The following is a 16103-nucleotide window of genomic DNA, read 5'->3' as shown; positions in this document are numbered from 1 at the left end:
CACCGGCGTAGCAACCACAATGGAAACACCAGTACTGTCTTGGGTTGACAGTCGTCAGACTATGCGCGGAAGCCAAGTGAAATTCATTTCAATGTGATAACAACTCCGACGATCGTGGACGCAGGGTGACGTATTATTTTGAGGAAGTAGCTTCACAAGGCTGCTTCGAAGATAGTTGGTTATACAAGACGTGCTTTTGTTCAGTAGTTCTGGCTCGTTTTTGACCACCCGCTGCGCGCACTTTTTCGAACTCTAAGCTAGACTTCAACAAGGAAAATTTCTTCTAAAATCAAGGAGGATCGCCCCAACATGGCGAACTACACTGCTGCAGATGTCAAGAAGCTGCGCGAAATGACCGGCGCTGGCATGATGGACAGCAAGAAGGCTCTCGAAGAAACCGCTGGTGACTTCGAGAAGGCTGTCGAGCTGCTCCGTATCAAGGGCGCTAAGGACGTCGGCAAGCGTGCAGAGCGCACTGCTGCTGAGGGCCTGGTCGCTGTTTCCGGCAACACCATGGTCGAGATCAACTCTGAGACCGACTTCGTTGCTAAGAACGCTGAGTTCAAGGACTTCTGCGCCAAGATCGCTGACGCTGCTGCTGCAGTAAAGGCAAACTCCGCTGAAGAACTTGCAGCCGCTGAGGTTGACGGCATGACCGCTGCAGAGGCTATCCAGCAGCTGTCCGCAAAGATCGGCGAGAAGCTCGAGCTGCGCCGCGCCGTTACCCTCGAGGGTGAGAAGATCGCCGTCTACCTGCACCACCGTGCATCTGACCTGCCACCAGCAGTTGGTGTCATGGTTGCTTACACCGGTGATGATGAGGCCGCTGCTAAGGCTGCTGCCATGCAGGTTGCTGCGATGAAGGCACAGTACCTTTCTCGTGAAGACGTCCCGGCTGACGTTGTTGAGAAGGAGCGCGCAACTCAGGAGAAGATCACCCGCGAAGAAGGCAAGCCAGAGGCAGCCGTCGCAAAGATCGTGGAAGGCCGCATGAACGGCTTCTACAAGGATGTCACCCTGCTCGAGCAGGCTTCTGTTTCTGACAACAAGAAGACCGTGAAGCAGCTCATGGACGAAGCCGGAGTTACTTTGACTTCCTTCGCCCGCTTCGAGGTTGGCCAGCACTAATCCAGTGCTCAATCAAAGCGTTCCGTACCAAGCGTGCGGGGCGCTTTTTTCGTGTGTAAACCATGTAAACTGTTCCTAGTTAAACGCCCAAAAGGAAGGTAGAACATTCATGTCGGAGGATTCCGCAACCAAGCGCCAAGGATACAAGCGAGTGATGCTGAAACTTGGCGGTGAAATGTTCGGCGGCGGAAACGTTGGTATTGATCCAGACGTGGTGCAAAACGTCGCGCGGCAGATCGCTGAGATCGCGCAAGCAGGCACCGAAGTGTGTGTAGTCATCGGCGGCGGAAACTTCTTCCGTGGCGCGCAGCTACAGCAGCGTGGCATGGATCGCGCGCGCTCGGACTACATGGGCATGCTCGGTACCGTCATGAACTGTCTCGCTCTGCAGGACTTCCTGGAAAAGCAGGGCGTAGAGACGCGCGTGCAGACTGCCATCAACATGGCCCAAGTTTCCGAACCTTATTTACCACTGCGGGCAAAGCGTCACCTTGAAAAGGGCCGAGTAGTCATCTTCGGTGCGGGCATGGGCATGCCATACTTTTCTACGGATACCACCGCTGCGCAGCGCGCCCTCGAAATCGACTGTGAGGTGCTGCTCATGGCGAAAGGCGTGGATGGCGTCTACTCCGATGATCCTCGCACCAACCCTGAGGCCACCATGTACACCGAAATCACGCCACAGGAAGTCATTGAAAAGGGCTTGAAGGTGGCTGATTCCACCGCTTTCAGCTTGTGCATGGATAACAAGATGCCGATTCTGGTGTTCAACCTGCTCACTGACGGCAACATCGCCCGGGCGGTACGCGGCGAGAGTATCGGAACCTTGGTTCGTTCCTGATATCTTAAAACACTAGCGCTAACTAACGACGAGACTTGAGGAACAGCATGATTGACGAAATCCTTTTTGAATCCGAAGAACGCATGAACGTTTCGGTCGAGCACACCCGTGAGGATCTGACCACCATCCGCACCGGTCGTGCAAATCCTGCAATGTTTAATGGCATCATGGCGGAGTACTACGGCACCTTGACCCCGATCACTCAGATGGCCACTATCGCAGTACCAGAGCCACGCATGCTGCTGATTAAGCCATATGAGATGTCTGTGATGAACGAGATTGAGAATGCGATTCGTAACTCGGATCTCGGCGTCAACCCAACCAATGATGGTCAGGTACTGCGCGTCACTATCCCGCAGCTCACTGAGGAGCGTCGTAAAGACATGGTGAAGCTGGCTAAGAGCAAGGGTGAAGACGGTAAGATCGCCATCCGCAACATTCGCCGTAAGGGCATGGAGCAGCTCAAGAAGCTGCAAAAGGACGGCGACGCAGGCGAGGACGAAGTTGTCGCAGCCGAAAAGGAACTGGATAAGGTAACCCAGAAGTACGTCGCACAAATGGACGATCTGGTAGCCGCCAAGGAAAAGGAGCTCATGGAGGTTTAGTCCTACCTGCCATGAACCATTGCGCTGTTAATCATGCAGCGCTTTTCTTATGTAGGAGCGAACGTGGAGCATATTCGACCCAAAAACTCGGCTGGTCGAGACTTAAAACAGGCCATCGGGGTAGGCGTGGGTTTGGCAACCCTCGTTTTGCTGTCGATATTTGTCAGCACGTTCGCGTGGTACCCGCTCGTGGCTGCGGCTGTGTTCGTGGCTACCTGGGAAGTTCATGCGCGACTTAAAGAACACGGCTATGTCCTGCAGCGCGCTGTGCTCCTCATCGGGGGACAAGCAATGGTGTGGCTTTCCTGGCCCTTCGGTACCACCGGATTAGTGGCCGGTTTTGTTACTAGTGTGTTGGCGCTGATGTTCGGTCGACTGTTTCATCACGGTCATAACACCGCCCCCCAAAACTACTTGCGCGATATGTCGCTGGGAATCTTCGTGCTGACGTGGATCCCGTTCTTCGGCTCCTTCGCCGCGATGCTCTCCCTCATCGAGCGGCCCGGCGTGCCTTATGGCATGGTCATCATCACTTTTATGCTGTGCGTCATCGCCTCGGACGTTGGCGGCTACATTGCAGGCGTGATGTTTGGCACGCACCCAATGGCTCCGGCAGTGAGCCCCAAGAAGTCCTGGGAAGGCTTCGCCGGATCCATCATTCTAGGCAGCATCGCGGGGGTACTATCGGTGCATTTTCTGCTGGGCGCGCAAGCGTGGCTCGGGTTGCTGCTTGGCATTGGCCTCGTGGTATGCGCGACGCTTGGAGACTTGGTGGAAAGTCAGTTTAAACGAGAGCTAGGGATTAAAGACATGTCCGCCATGCTTCCAGGGCACGGCGGACTAATGGATCGATTGGACGGCATGTTGCCATCCGCAATGGTCACATGGCTGATTCTCAGCCTGACCTAGGACTTTAGGACTTATAAGCCTTCTTAACCTGGCGACGCAGCTCAAGCATGCGCACACCGCCGACCAGCGCCATGATCAGGGCACCGGAAATCGCGGAGAGCAGGAACCCGATACCAGCCGGGAACTGGAAGGTCCACATAAACAGGTTCAGATCAACTTTCTGCTGATTCTGCATGATGAAAACCAGCAGCAGGATAAGTAGCAGCGCACCGAAGATTAACGCGACCCACGTGCCTCCTGCGAGCGAGCTGTTGACCTTGGTTGGTTTAGTCTGCTTTGGTTCTACGCGCTTTTCGACGTCCGTTGCGGGCGCACTCTGTGGCTGCGAAGCGTCGTCCGGTTGAGCGTCATACTGAGTTAAGTCATCGTTGTTCGGAGTAGTCATGCCTTATATTGAACGCGGTGTGGCGGAAAATCGCCAATTGGCGCTCAGCGGGATACGTGGAAAGATGGGGGCTACTATGGCTGAAATCCCTCTCGTATTTAACGCCCCAAAGCGTGGCATGCCGCCGAAACACTTCGCTGACCTCACTGCTGAGGAGCGCATTGCGGCGGTGCAGGAACTTGGACTTCCGAAGTTCCGTGTTGATCAAATTGCACGTCACTACTATGGGCGGCTAGAAGCCGATCCAATGACGATGACAGATCTCCCGGAAGCAGCTCGCGCCAAGGTGAAGGAAGCACTCTTCCCAACACTGATGACATCGGTTCGAGAGATCTCCACTGACAATGGTGAGACCACCAAAACCCTGTGGAAGTTGCATGACGGCACACTTCTAGAATCTGTGCTGATGCGCTACAAGGACCGCGCTACCTTGTGCATCTCCTCCCAAGCAGGTTGCGGTATGGCGTGTCCATTTTGTGCTACCGGCCAAGGGGGCTTGGATCGAAACCTATCTTGCGCGGAGATCGTCGACCAGGTGCGCGCCGCTGCGGCGACGATGCAGGCCGAAGGGAGTCGACTTTCCAACATCGTGTTCATGGGGATGGGGGAGCCGCTGGCCAACTATAAGCGCGTGGTTTCTGCGGTACGTCAGATTACCTCGCCTGCCCCACAGGGCTTTGGTATTTCCCAGCGCAATGTCACCGTATCCACAGTCGGACTCGCGCCAGCGATTCGCAAACTTGCTGATGAAGAGCTCTCCGTCACCCTCGCTGTTTCTCTTCACACCCCTGATGATGAGCTGCGCGATACCCTCGTGCCGGTGAATAATCGTTGGACTGTCACTGAGGTGTTGGACGCTGCCCGCTATTATGCGGACAAGTCGGGACGCCGCGTCTCCATCGAGTATGCGCTGATCCGAGACATCAACGACCAGGGCTGGCGCGCAGACATGCTGGGGAAGAAGCTCCACAAGGCGCTCGGCCCCCTCGTCCATGTCAACCTGATTCCGTTGAACCCAACCCCTGGTTCTAAATGGGATGCCTCGCCGAGGGACCGCCAGGACGAATTCGTTCGGCGGGTCAGTGAACAAGGTGTGCCGTGTACCGTGCGCAACACCCGCGGCCAGGAGATCGCTGCGGCCTGTGGCCAGTTGGCAGCTGAAGAACGATAATTTCATTAGGCTGTAGCCTATGACTGAGGCTACATTTGAAGTTCGCAATTTAAGAAAGAGCTTTGGCACCCAGGTCGCGGTAAATGACCTGAGCCTCAAAGTTCCCCGGGGCAGCATTTACGGCCTAGTTGGGCCTAACGGCTCCGGAAAGACCACAATGATTTCCATGGCCACCGGATTGCTACGTCCAGATGCTGGTACCGCCAGTATCTGTGGCTTCGACATCTGGGAACAGGGTATGGAAGCCAAGCAACGGTTTGGGTTGCTTGCGGACGGAATGCCCGTGTTCGATCGGCTCACAGGACGCGAATTCTTGGAGTACTTGGGCAGTCTCCGGCGTATGCCGCCAGAAGTTACCCAGCAACGCGCCACCGAGTTGTTGGCCGCGCTCGGGCTCACCCCGGCGGCAGACAAACAAATCGTGGACTATTCCGCGGGCATGACTAAGAAAATCCTGCTGGCGTCGGCACTGCTGCACAACCCGCCGCTGCTCATCCTTGATGAGCCATTGGAGGCGGTGGACCCGGCTTCTGCACAAGTGATCCAGCAGATTCTGCGACGCTATGTTGCCGCTGGCGGAACGGTGTTGTTGTCTTCCCACGTGATGGAGCTCGTGGAAGGACTGTGCGATCACGTCGCCATCATCAAGGATGGTCAAGTACTGCGGCAAGGACACGTTGCGGAAGTGCGGGGAGATTCCACCCTCACACAAGTCTTTGTCCAGCTCGTCGGCGGAGGTGACCTCGCTGCGGAGGCCTTGGGGTGGTTGAAGAGCGATGACTAAGACCCTATTGAAACTCCAATCAACCCTGTGGCGACGCAACCTCAAACACAACCCACGCCAGGCTTTCATGATCATCCTGGTCACGGTCTACGCCGTGGGCGGGGCCATCGGGATCTATCTGGCGACGGCCGCTAACCTACACGAGGGCGTGGTGACCGCGTTTCCCGCTCTCTTAGGAATCGGCTGTCTGTCATATCTGCTGGCGGGCTTCGCCATGCCGAGCGCGGAGGATAATCTCATCCCAGAGAGCTTTTCCGTGCTGCCACTGCCGGCAAAGGATCTGATCCAAGCCTGTGCCATAGCCACCCTGATGCAAAGTCGCGGGGTACTTGCTTTGTCATTCACCATCATTTCGATGGTGTTTGGGGCAGCGATGTTGGGTTTTGGCTGGGTAGTGGTGCCAATGCTCGTGCTGCAGCTTGCGATCACGCTCTTTGCAGGGCAGCTGGTGACGGGGTTGCTTTCGGCAGGTGGCGGACGCCGGAGCCAGGAACGCTCAGGGATGATCTCAGCAGTGCTCGGCTTTGTCTTTATCATCGGCTATAGCCTTGTTATGCAGATGTTGCCGGAGGATGGTGTGTTCCCGCTTGGTCCCTTCGGTGAAATAGCGCAGTGGACCCCCATCGCGGCAGCGCCAGCCGTGGTTTCTTCGATGGCAGCGGGCAAATATGGCGCCGCCGGGATGCAGCTATTGATTGCAGTGCTCAGCCTGGTAGGGATTTGGTGGGCGTGGCAGCGCACCATCGCCCGTCGATTAGCAGCACCGATCGTTGCGGAACAGGGAGCGGCGGACTTCAAGCCTTCCGAGACCTTGTTGATGCCTTGGGCGCCGCGCACGCAGGGTGGCATGATCTACTCCCGCGCCTTCCGCTATGTGCGCAGAGACGCGAAGCTGACCGCTTCTTTGGCGATCTTCCCGCTTTTCGCCGCAGTCTTCCTGATCCAGGGGGTGACGATCGGTCCGTCCCAGCTCTATGTCGGGGCTTTTCTCATGGCCTATTTCGGCGCTGCGGTGAGTTCAAATGATTTTGGTTATGACGGCCCCGCTAACTGGGTGCATATCGTTACTGGGCTGCCGGCGAAGACGCTGCTTGTCAGCAGGCATCTTGCGATGGCTGGAATCGTCTGGGTAGCGGTGGCAGTCTATTGCGCCATCATGTTAGTCATCGCCAAGGGGGACAGCATCGCCTGGTGGGTCTCTGGTGCTGCTGTAGCTGCTGCATTGAATGGCGCAGCCTTTGGCCTGATTTTCAGTGTGCATAATCCTTTCGCCACTGCGAAACCAGGCACTAATCCTTGGCAGGATAAGTCCGGATACTCCAGCGCTGCTTTCGCATCCAGCTTTGGTGCATTGTTGCTCGGATGGATACCGCTAGTCCCTGGTGCCGGCTTGTTGATCGCGGGCTTTGTCATGGAGAATATGCTGCTGAAAGTCGTCGGTCTAGTTCTGATGCTGGCGCTCGCGGTGGTGTTCTACCTAGTCACTATCCACCTGACTTCGCGCAAGCTAGCAAACAGCTATCCAGAGATTTTCCAGAAGGTTAAGGCCTGGGTGAACTGATACTGGGCAGAAAAAAATCCCCACTTCACCGGAAACGGGGAGTGGGGATTTAGCTGAAGAATTAGGCCCGAAGCTCGCCCTTAACGCTCACAGGATCCACGTTGAGCGCACGCATCTGAGATTCAGAAAGGCCAGCGTAAGTGCCGGTCATGGCGTGCTGATCGTAGGTCCAGTGTGGCTCTACGTGATCCTGTGGCTTGTTGTGTGCGGTAACGGTGCGCACCTGAGAGAGCTTTGGCTGGAAAAGCTGGAGGAGCAGTCCAATGGCGATCAGTGCAGCAATTGCGATCAACCAGATAGTCTCCACGTGGCCACGGTGGTTACCAAAGTTCATGCCGAGCAGGAATGCCACGGAGATCCAACCAGCGATTTGGATTGGGCGACGTCCGATGTTGTGCCAGCCCCACGCTGCCGATGGCTCGTCTAGGGTAGACACGCCATTGTGAACCTCAGGCTCAATCTTGTGAGAACCAGCCACGCTCATAGCTCCTTCAGTGAGAAAACGTTTTTAATATCTTCGCATATTGTAGGGCCCGCAGCCCATAAACTCGACAACGACCCTGTCCTATCGCAGCGACGCTACACCCAAAAGTGGTCAACTTCATGTTTGAGCTGTTCATCCGGGTGCAACAATGGAGGGCGTGAAAAAGCGCATCGTGGTTTTGGGGAGCACCGGATCAATCGGCACGCAGGCCCTGGAGGTGGTGGCGGAGAATCCGGATAAATTCGAGATCGTCGGCATCGCTGCGGGAGGTGCGCATCCCGAGGGCGTCGTTAAGCAGGCGCGAGAGTTGGGGCTGAGCGCATCGCAGGTCTGTGTTGCGCGTCCCGAAGCTGCAGCACAGGTGTCTGAGGCACTCGGCGGCCGGGTGCTGGAGCATGCCCATGAGCTTGTCGACGCCATCGATTGCGATACCGTCCTGAACGCACTCGTCGGTTCGATGGGACTGCGTTCGACCTTGGCGGCCCTGGATCGGGGTGCCACCCTGGCGTTGGCAAACAAAGAGTCTTTGGTCGCCGGTGGACACATTGTGCTGGAGCGTGCGCAGCCTGGGCAGTTAGTACCAGTGGACTCCGAGCACTCGGCGATGGCGCAGTGCTTGATGAGTGGGCGCCGGGACGAGGTGGCGCGTTTTGTACTTACCGCCTCCGGAGGCCCGTTTCGCGGATGGAATCGCGAAGAAATGTGGGAGATTACTCCGGAACAGGCTGCGCAGCATCCGACCTGGTCGATGGGGCAGATGAACACGTTGAATTCGGCGACACTGATTAATAAAGGTCTGGAACTGATTGAGGCCAGCCTGTTGTTCGGGGTGGATCCAGCGCTCATTGACGTCACGGTGCATCCGCAGTCCATTATCCATTCGATGGTGACCTTCCATGATGGTGCCACCATCGCGCAAGCCTCGCCCCCCTCCATGAAACTCCCAATTTCCATGGCATTGGATTGGCCAAACCGGGTAGCAGGGGCGCAACCCGCGCTTGATTTCACGGATGCAATGAATTGGACCTTCGAGCCCGTCGACGATGCGGCTTTTCCGGCGGTCCAACTGGCTAGGGAGGCCGTCGGCGCGGGCGGCACATTCCCAGCCGTATACAACGCGGCGAATGAAGAGGCAGCGGCGGCCTTCCTTGCTGGGCGAATTAAGTTCCCACACATCGTGGACACTGTTGCTGCGGTACTTTCAGCTGCCGATCAGTTCGCTGGTGTACCGTCAAACGTCGACGATGTCATCGCGACGGAAACCGAAGCCCGGCGAAGGGCAAACGAGGTCGTGGACAGCTTGGACACATAATTAGGGAGAACACTTAAGTGAGCTATTTTGCGGGAGTATTCCTGTTTGCTCTTGGTATTGCCGTGACCATTGCCCTGCACGAGCTCGGCCACCTGGGGGTTGCGCGGGCTTGTGGGATGCGAGTGCGTCGTTACTTCATCGGGTTCGGCCCTACTGTCTTCCAATTCACTAAAGGCCACACTAGTTATGGCCTGAAAGCAGTTCCGCTAGGCGGTTTCTGCGACATTGCGGGAATGACTGCCATTGATGAGGTCACCCCGGAAGAAAAGCCTTACGCAATGGTTGATAAGCCCTGGTGGGCGCGCATCGCGACGCTGCTTGGTGGTGTGGCAATGAACATGCTCATCGGGCTAGTGGTGCTGTACGCCGTGGCGGTCGGCTCTGGGCTGCCCAACCCGAAGGCTGATTTCAGCCCGGTTGTGGGGGAGACTACCTGCGTCACACCGGAGTGCACGGATGCAGGTCCCGCTGCGGCTGCCGGCATCAAGGTGGGGGATAAGATCTTGGCTGTCGACGGCCAGTCAGTACCGACCTTCATGGACGTACGCAAGATCGTGATGGACAAGCCGGGGCAAAGCGTTGCGGTTGATATTGAGCGCGCCGGAGGACGCCAGCACATCACGGTCGTGGTGCCGGCTGTGGAGCGGGAAACCCAGGACGGCCAGAAAATCACTGTCGGTGTCATGGGAGTGACCGCGGCTCCTATCAAAGACGCCATCAAAAAATACGACCCACTAGCTGCGGTTCCAGCGACTTTTGCATTCACCGGTGAAATGATCTCCGCAACCGTGCATGGATTAGCTGCCATGCCAGCACAAATCCCCGGAGTGCTCGCATCGATTTTCGGCGCTGAGCGCGCGGACACCAGCCCGATGAGCGTGGTCGGTGCCTCCCGCGTCGGCGGCGAAATGGCAGAGCGTGCCCAGTGGGCGACATTCCTGTTGATGCTGGCCAGCCTGAACTTCTTCTTGGCTCTGTTCAATCTGATTCCACTGCCGCCTCTCGACGGCGGACATATTGCCGTCGTGTTGTGGGAGAAGCTCCGGGACTGGGTGCGCGGACTGCGGGGCCTGGCTCCAGCGGGCCCTGCGGACTACACCAAGCTCATGCCTTTGACAGTCGTCATGACGGGCACCTTGTTGGTATTAGGCGTAGTGGTGATCGTGGCGGATATCGTCAATCCGGTTCGCTTATTTGGCTAGTTGCGTCGCGGATGTCTGATGGCCCGGTGGTAGAGTAGTGACCACTTAATTCTTGTGTTTTTCAAAGGAGCACCTCACGTGTCAACCCCAATCGGCCTCGGAATTCCAGATGCACCGCTGCCAACCCTCGCACCGCGCCGCAAGACGCGCCAGTTGATGGTCGGCAAGGTGGGTGTCGGATCCGATCACCCGATCTCGGTGCAGTCCATGACCACCACGAAAACGCACGATATCAATGCCACCCTGCAGCAGATCGCTCAGCTGACGGCCTCGGGTTGTGACATCGTGCGTGTTGCATGCCCGAAGACGGTGGATGCTGAGGCGTTGCCGATCATTGCTAAGAAGTCTCCGATCCCAGTGATCGCAGATATCCACTTCCAGCCGAAGTACATCTTCGCCGCGATTGATGCCGGATGCGCCGCAGTGCGTGTTAACCCGGGCAACATCAAGGAGTTTGATGGCCGAGTGCAGGAAGTAGCCAAGGCCGCCGGCGATGCGGGCATCCCCATTCGCATTGGCGTCAACGCTGGTTCGCTGGATAAGCGCATCATGGACAAGTACGGGAAGGCTACCCCAGAGGCGCTTGTCGAATCCGCACTATGGGAAGCCGGGCTTTTCGAAGAGCATGGCTACGGAGACATCGCGATTTCGGTTAAGCACAATGATCCGGTGATCATGGTCGAGGCTTACCGGCAACTTGCGGCGAAGTCTGATTACCCGTTGCACTTGGGCGTTACCGAAGCAGGTCCTGCTTTCCAGGGCACCATCAAGTCCTCAGTGGCCTTTGGTGCGCTGCTCGCAGAAGGTATCGGCGATACCATCCGCGTCTCGCTGTCTGCGGATCCGAAGGAAGAAATCAAGGTAGGCGACCAGATCCTGCAGTCGCTGAACCTACGTCCTCGCAAATTAGAAATCGTCTCTTGCCCGTCCTGTGGTCGTGCCCAGGTGGACGTGTACAAGCTGGCTGAAGAAGTCTCCGCTGGCCTCGAGGGGATGGAAGTTCCACTGCGTGTTGCTGTGATGGGGTGCGTAGTTAACGGTCCAGGTGAGGCTCGCGATGCTGACTTGGGTGTTGCTTCCGGCAACGGCAAGGGCCAGATCTTTGTTAAGGGCGAGGTTATTAAGACCGTCCCTGAGTCCCAGATCGTGGAAACCCTGATTGAAGAGGCAATGAAGATTGCAGAAACCATGGAAGACACCACGGTGACTGGCGCTCCTACGGTGAGCATCACCAAGTAACAGACTCTGTGTACTCGGCCGAAGTGGATGAAATCCGTCGGCCGAGTTTTTCTGTGTCATGCTACGAAAGCGGGGGATCTTCCGATACACGCCGTAGAGGTACCCAAACAACCTAAAAGAGCCTGTTAGATTCGTTTTTATGAAGAAGCTTTCCGTACTGGTGGTTGGGGCTTTGGTGGCTGCGTCGATGTCTTCGTGCACCCCAAAACCGAATGTTGCCGACCCCGTTGCGGAAGACTTCGTGGCTGCCGTCGAGCGTGGCGACGTTGAGTCGGCGGCGGCGCTGACAGATAACCCCGAACAAACACGACAGCTGCTCAAAGCCACTATCGACGGCATGCAGGCGGAAGGCCTCGATGCTGCTGTGACGTCGGTAACGAATCAAGACACCATCGCGAACGCGAATATCCACATGGACTGGCGGCTCCCGCGCGAAAGAAACTTCACTTATGATGCCCCGATGACCCTCACCAAGGTCAAAGAGGAATGGAAAGTTCGATTCCTCCCCACGGTGATCCATCCGAAGCTAGGCAACAACCAGCACCTCGAGCTGCGAGCCCTCGAAGCGGAGAAATCCCGCGTGGTCAGTGCAGACGGAGCCGACGTTCTCAAGCCTGGGAGCGTCCAGCGCATCCTGATCAACACTGATGAAGCCGGGAACCTTACCGGCGCTGCCGCTCGTGTGGCCACTGCAATCAATAATGCACACGCACAAAACAAGGCGGTGCCGAAGATTGACCAGCAAGAACTGTCCAAGAACCTTGCAGATCACAAGGGTAGGTATTCCGTTGCCGTCATTGGCGGGCCGGAGGGCAAAGCTGTCGCAGACGACCTCCGTGGTATCCCCGGGGTGATTGTGAACGAAGAGGCCGCGATGGTGCGCACCGACCCCACCTTTGCGCCGGAAATCATGTCCCGCGTGGAGAAAATCGTGTCCGATGATTTACAAGGCGCCAACGGCTGGCAGATCGCAGTGGTGAACCAAAACGGCGCCGCCATTGAGTCGCTTGAACGCCACGAGCCACAGCTCGCCCCCGCCGTGAAGATCAGCCTGGATCATCGCATGCAACAAGCAGCGCAGGAATCGGTTGACCTCCGCCAAGGGATGAAGGCGATGATGGTGGCCATCCGGCCGTCGACAGGCGAGATCCTCGCGGTGGCGCAAACCCGTGCCGCTGATGAGGACGGTGACCCTGCACTGATGGGCCAGTATCCGCCCGGCTCGACGTTTAAGATCATCACGGCGTCGGCAGGCATGGCGCACCAAGGGGCCACCCCGGGTACGACGGTGCCCTGTCCGGGCAGCATGGAAGTCGGGCCGCGCATCGTGACCAACTACAACAGTTTCTCTCGCGGCAATACTTCGCTTGAGGACGCATTCGCGCAGTCTTGCAACACCACCTTTGCTGACATGTCTTCCCGTCTTGCGCCGGGAGAACTTGAGAATATGGCCAAGAGCTTCGGGCTCGGCTTGGATTACCACATCTCGGGTTTGGACACCATGACAGGTAGCGTGCCGCGTGGTGATGAGTTCATGGAGCGCGTTGACGAAGGCTACGGCCAGGGCAAAGACCTGGCGAGCCCCTTCGGCATGGCGCTCGTCGCCGCGACCGCAGCTGCAGGAAAGACGCCACTGCCACAGCTGATCTCTGGACATGAGACGACCGTGGACGAGCAAGTTTCACCACCGGACCCCGGAGTGCTGGACAACCTAAGGTCTATGATGCGTTCCGTGGTTACCTCTGGTACCGCTCGCGGCATGGGCCAAACGGGTGGCAATATTTATGCCAAGACCGGTGAAGCGGAGTTCAGCGGAGGATCGCATGCGTGGTTCGCCGGCTATCGCGAAGATGATGTTGCCTTTGCCACCCTCATCGTTAACGGCGGCGGATCTGAGTCCGCGGTGGCGTTGACCGACCACTTCTTCAAAACCGTCGACGGCGGTGACAAGCCATAACTGGGATCGCGCTAGCATGTATTACATGAGTACGCGCGGAAAATTAACCCCAGGACAATCAACCCCCATCCGGACCGTTCCGAACCACATCGCACGACCGGAATATGCTTGGAAGTCCGAAGTCCAAGAGGCAATGGGGGAGCCTCTCATCCAGACCCCAGAGGTAATCGAGGCCATGCGGGAAGCCTCCAAGATCGCTGCGAATGCGCTAGTGCTTGCAGGGCGGGCAGTGCAGCCAGGGGTCACTACCGACGAAGTCGACCGCGTAGCGCACGAGTACATGTGCGACCACGGTGCTTACCCATCAACCTTGGGCTACCGGGGATACACCAAGTCTTGCTGTGTTTCCCTCAACGAGATTGTTTGCCATGGAATTCCCGATACCACGGTGATTCAAGAGGGGGACATCGTCAACATCGATGTCACCGCTTTCAAAAATGGTGTCCACGGAGATACCAACGCCACCTTCCTGGCCGGCGAGGTTTCGGAGGAGCATCGGCTGTTGGTCGAACGCACCAAGGAAGCCACAATGCGCGGCATTAAAGCGGCGAAACCAGGCCGGCAGGTCAACGTGATCGGACGAGTCATCGAGTCCTATGCCAAGCGCTTCGGCTACAACGTAGTGCGTGACTTCACCGGTCACGGTGTCGGCCCAACGTTCCACAACGGGCTGGTGGTGCTGCACTACGACTCCGACGTCTACACCGATCTCCTTGAACCAGGAATGACACTTACCATCGAACCGATGATCAACCTGGGCTCCCTGGACTACGACATCTGGGATGATGACTGGACGGTGCAGAACCGCGATGGCAAGTTCACCGCGCAGTTCGAGCACACCATCGTCATTACCGACGAGGGCAACGAAATTCTGACCCTCCCAGACGAAGACATCTAAGTGTCTGCGCTCCTCATCGCCGGTACCACCTCCGACGCGGGTAAATCGGTAGTCGTGGCTGGTTTGTGCCGCGCCCTTGCCCGACGTGGAATCCGAGTCGCGCCATTCAAGGCGCAGAACATGTCCAACAACTCGGTGGTGTGCCCTGATGGGGGAGAAATCGGCCGTGCCCAAGGACTGCAGGCGCTGGCCTGCGGATTAGAGCCCTCCGTAGATTTCAACCCGGTGCTGCTCAAACCGGGTTCGGATCGGACGTCGCAACTGGTGGTGCGCGGACAAGCGCGCGGCAGCGTGAGCGCACGAAACTACATCGAACACCGTGCCCACCTACGCAAAGTCTCGGCGGATTGTCTCGCGGATTTGGAACGACGCTTTGAACTAGTGATCTGTGAGGGGGCGGGATCCCCTGCGGAAATCAATCTGCGTGAGACTGACGTAGCTAACTTCGGGCTCGCTGAAGCCGCTAACTTGCCGGTTTATATCGTTGGCGATATCGATCGCGGGGGAGTACTCGCGCACCTCTACGGCACTTACTTCATTTCCGCGCCCCGGGATCGAGAACGCATCAAAGGCTTTGTGATCAACAAATTCCGTGGCGATCAAAGCATCCTCGACCCAGGGCTGGTGCAGCTGGAAGACCTGACCAGCGTGCCGACCGTCGCGGTGCTGCCTTTTATCGAAGGCCTGTGGATCGATGCCGAGGATTCCCTGCAATCGGTCGTCGGCACCAGCGTCGGTCCCCAGACCCGTGCACTGGGCAGCCAACACCTGCGTGTAGCAGCGGTCCGGCTGCCGCGGGTATCCAATGCCACGGACATTGAGGCATTGGCCTGCGAACCGGGCGTCAGCGTCACCTGGTCTGCGGATCCGGACTTCATCGCGGATGCCGATCTCGTCGTCCTACCAGGCTCCAAAGCCACCGTCTCTGACCTACAGTGGTTGCGCTCGACAGGGATTGCGGAGGCCGTGACCAGCCGTACCCTCCCGACCCTCGGCATCTGCGGCGGGTTCCAAATGATGTGCACGCTTATCGACGACCCAGTAGAATCTTCCTCCACCACCGCAGGCCTCGGTCTGTTTGATATCGATATTGCCTTTGCTCCCGAAAAGACACTGATCAAGCACGATGGAGGCGCCTACGAGGTACATCATGGGCAAGTAGCACGCTCTACAGAGAAACCATGGATTGGTTCAGAAGGCGCCGCCCGGGGGTCGCTGCGCGGAACCCACCGCCATGGCCAGCTGGAAAACGATGCCTTCCGACGGGAATTCTTGGAATGGGTGGCCGCTGCAGCCGCCAAACCCGGGTTCCAGGTTGCCCCAGACGTGTCCTTCCAAGCCGAGCGGCTACGGCAGCTGGATCTGATCGCGGATGCTCTTGAGGCGGCGTGGGATTTGGATGAGCTGCTGAAAGTGGCTGGGGCTAAAAGCTAAACACAGTTGATACTGCAGCGGGACCGGCTTCGGAATACGCTGAGATGATATCTAAGTCACTGGCAGGGAAGGCAAACGATGGGCATCGTTGAATGCGCCGATGTGTGGCGAAGTGCGCGCAGCGAGCAAGAGAATTCGCTGTGGGCAAAGTCAGGTCGGGAAGAGGCCTACCTGCGACTTTTAGCGGTGAGTT

15 protein-coding genes are annotated in these 16103 nt (G+C 57.5%); 13 read left to right on the top strand and 2 right to left on the bottom strand.

The genetic code is table 11. The features are described 5' to 3' along the window. Positions 1-309 precede the first annotated feature (309 nt). From tsf to WG936_RS01655, 4 genes are all read left to right on the top strand, one after another. Positions 310-1128, top strand: coding sequence for a translation elongation factor Ts (gene tsf / locus WG936_RS01670; RefSeq protein WP_339563319.1), 819 nt, complete (start codon positions 310-312; stop codon positions 1126-1128). Between the two features lie 109 nt (positions 1129-1237). Beyond that, a complete protein-coding gene (gene pyrH, locus WG936_RS01665; protein WP_339563320.1) occupies positions 1238-1969 on the top strand; it encodes a UMP kinase in 732 nt (243 codons plus the stop codon). A gap of 47 nt (positions 1970-2016) precedes the next feature. Then, on the top strand, positions 2017-2574 hold the full coding sequence (gene frr, locus WG936_RS01660; RefSeq protein WP_339571941.1) for a ribosome recycling factor: 558 nt from the start codon (positions 2017-2019) through the stop codon (positions 2572-2574). Between the two features lie 63 nt (positions 2575-2637). Continuing rightward, positions 2638-3483 carry a phosphatidate cytidylyltransferase gene (locus WG936_RS01655; RefSeq protein WP_339563322.1) on the top strand — a complete coding sequence of 282 codons (846 nt, stop codon included), beginning with the start codon at positions 2638-2640 and terminating at the stop codon, positions 3481-3483. A 4-nt stretch (positions 3484-3487) separates the two neighbouring features. On the opposite strand, the gene WG936_RS01650 is transcribed toward WG936_RS01655, so the two are convergent. Then, entirely contained in the window at positions 3488-3868 is a 381-nt protein-coding gene (locus WG936_RS01650; protein WP_339563323.1) for a LapA family protein, read from the bottom strand. A gap of 76 nt (positions 3869-3944) precedes the next feature. On the opposite strand from WG936_RS01650, the gene rlmN reads away from it, so the two are divergent. The 3 genes from rlmN to WG936_RS01635 are packed head-to-tail and all read left to right on the top strand — an operon-like array spanning position 3945 to position 7384. After that, positions 3945-5039, top strand: a complete 1095-nt coding sequence (rlmN, locus tag WG936_RS01645; protein ID WP_339563653.1) for a 23S rRNA (adenine(2503)-C(2))-methyltransferase RlmN — start codon at positions 3945-3947, stop codon at positions 5037-5039. Positions 5040-5058: 19 nt separating this feature from the next. Further along, a complete protein-coding gene (locus tag WG936_RS01640; protein ID WP_339563324.1) occupies positions 5059-5823 on the top strand; it encodes an ABC transporter ATP-binding protein in 765 nt (254 codons plus the stop codon). Beyond that, positions 5816-7384 (top strand): hypothetical protein, encoded by a 1569-nt coding sequence (locus WG936_RS01635; protein WP_339571940.1) that lies wholly within the window; start codon positions 5816-5818, stop codon positions 7382-7384. Before WG936_RS01640 ends, WG936_RS01635 begins: the two co-directional genes overlap by 8 nt. Before the next feature lie 61 nt (positions 7385-7445). On the opposite strand, the gene WG936_RS01630 is transcribed toward WG936_RS01635, so the two are convergent. Next, entirely contained in the window at positions 7446-7862 is a 417-nt protein-coding gene (locus tag WG936_RS01630) for a DUF2631 domain-containing protein (RefSeq protein WP_339563326.1), read from the bottom strand. A 154-nt stretch (positions 7863-8016) separates the two neighbouring features. Between WG936_RS01630 and dxr the strand changes: the two genes are divergently transcribed. The 6 genes from dxr (at position 8017) to WG936_RS01600 (ending at position 15910) form a co-directional block, all read left to right on the top strand. Beyond that, the gene (gene dxr / locus WG936_RS01625) at positions 8017-9180 is read left to right on the top strand and encodes a 1-deoxy-D-xylulose-5-phosphate reductoisomerase (RefSeq protein ID WP_339563327.1); all 1164 of its coding nucleotides are present in this window, start codon (positions 8017-8019) and stop codon (positions 9178-9180) included. Between the two features lie 17 nt (positions 9181-9197). Continuing rightward, the gene (locus WG936_RS01620; RefSeq protein ID WP_339571939.1) at positions 9198-10382 is read left to right on the top strand and encodes a M50 family metallopeptidase; all 1185 of its coding nucleotides are present in this window, start codon (positions 9198-9200) and stop codon (positions 10380-10382) included. A gap of 78 nt (positions 10383-10460) precedes the next feature. Further along, positions 10461-11621, top strand: coding sequence for a flavodoxin-dependent (E)-4-hydroxy-3-methylbut-2-enyl-diphosphate synthase (gene ispG, locus WG936_RS01615; protein WP_339563329.1), 1161 nt, complete (start codon positions 10461-10463; stop codon positions 11619-11621). 139 nt (positions 11622-11760) lie between these two features. Continuing rightward, positions 11761-13578: a penicillin-binding transpeptidase domain-containing protein gene (locus WG936_RS01610; RefSeq protein ID WP_339571938.1), complete on the top strand. Its 1818-nt coding sequence runs from the start codon at positions 11761-11763 to the stop codon at positions 13576-13578. Between the two features lie 25 nt (positions 13579-13603). Beyond that, entirely contained in the window at positions 13604-14476 is an 873-nt protein-coding gene (map, locus tag WG936_RS01605; RefSeq protein ID WP_339563331.1) for a type I methionyl aminopeptidase, read from the top strand. Further along, positions 14477-15910, top strand: coding sequence for a cobyric acid synthase (locus WG936_RS01600; protein WP_339571937.1), 1434 nt, complete (start codon positions 14477-14479; stop codon positions 15908-15910). Positions 15911-16103 lie beyond the last annotated feature (193 nt).

Origin of the sequence: Corynebacterium sp. H127, from assembly GCF_037482665.1 — a bacterium.
In the GTDB taxonomy this organism is placed as follows: Bacteria; Actinomycetota; Actinomycetes; order Mycobacteriales; family Mycobacteriaceae; genus Corynebacterium.
Note: the sequence above shows the minus strand (reverse complement) of the source record. Positions and strands in the feature narration are given on the sequence as shown.

Bases quoted from the DNA above. Each gene is read 5' to 3' on its own strand.
- tsf (WP_339563319.1), top strand. From the start codon at position 310: ATGGCGAACTACACTGCTGCAGATGTCAAGAAGCTGCGCGAAATGACC.
- pyrH (WP_339563320.1), top strand. From the start codon at position 1,238: ATGTCGGAGGATTCCGCAACCAAGCGCCAAGGATACAAGCGAGTGATG.
- frr (WP_339571941.1), top strand. From the start codon at position 2,017: ATGATTGACGAAATCCTTTTTGAATCCGAAGAACGCATGAACGTTTCG.
- WG936_RS01650 (WP_339563323.1), bottom strand. From the start codon at position 3,868: ATGACTACTCCGAACAACGATGACTTAACTCAGTATGACGCTCAACCG.
- rlmN (WP_339563653.1), top strand. From the start codon at position 3,945: ATGGCTGAAATCCCTCTCGTATTTAACGCCCCAAAGCGTGGCATGCCG.
- WG936_RS01640 (WP_339563324.1), top strand. From the start codon at position 5,059: ATGACTGAGGCTACATTTGAAGTTCGCAATTTAAGAAAGAGCTTTGGC.
- WG936_RS01635 (WP_339571940.1), top strand. From the start codon at position 5,816: ATGACTAAGACCCTATTGAAACTCCAATCAACCCTGTGGCGACGCAAC.
- dxr (WP_339563327.1), top strand. From the start codon at position 8,017: ATGGAGGGCGTGAAAAAGCGCATCGTGGTTTTGGGGAGCACCGGATCA.
- WG936_RS01610 (WP_339571938.1), top strand. From the start codon at position 11,761: ATGAAGAAGCTTTCCGTACTGGTGGTTGGGGCTTTGGTGGCTGCGTCG.
- map (WP_339563331.1), top strand. From the start codon at position 13,604: ATGAGTACGCGCGGAAAATTAACCCCAGGACAATCAACCCCCATCCGG.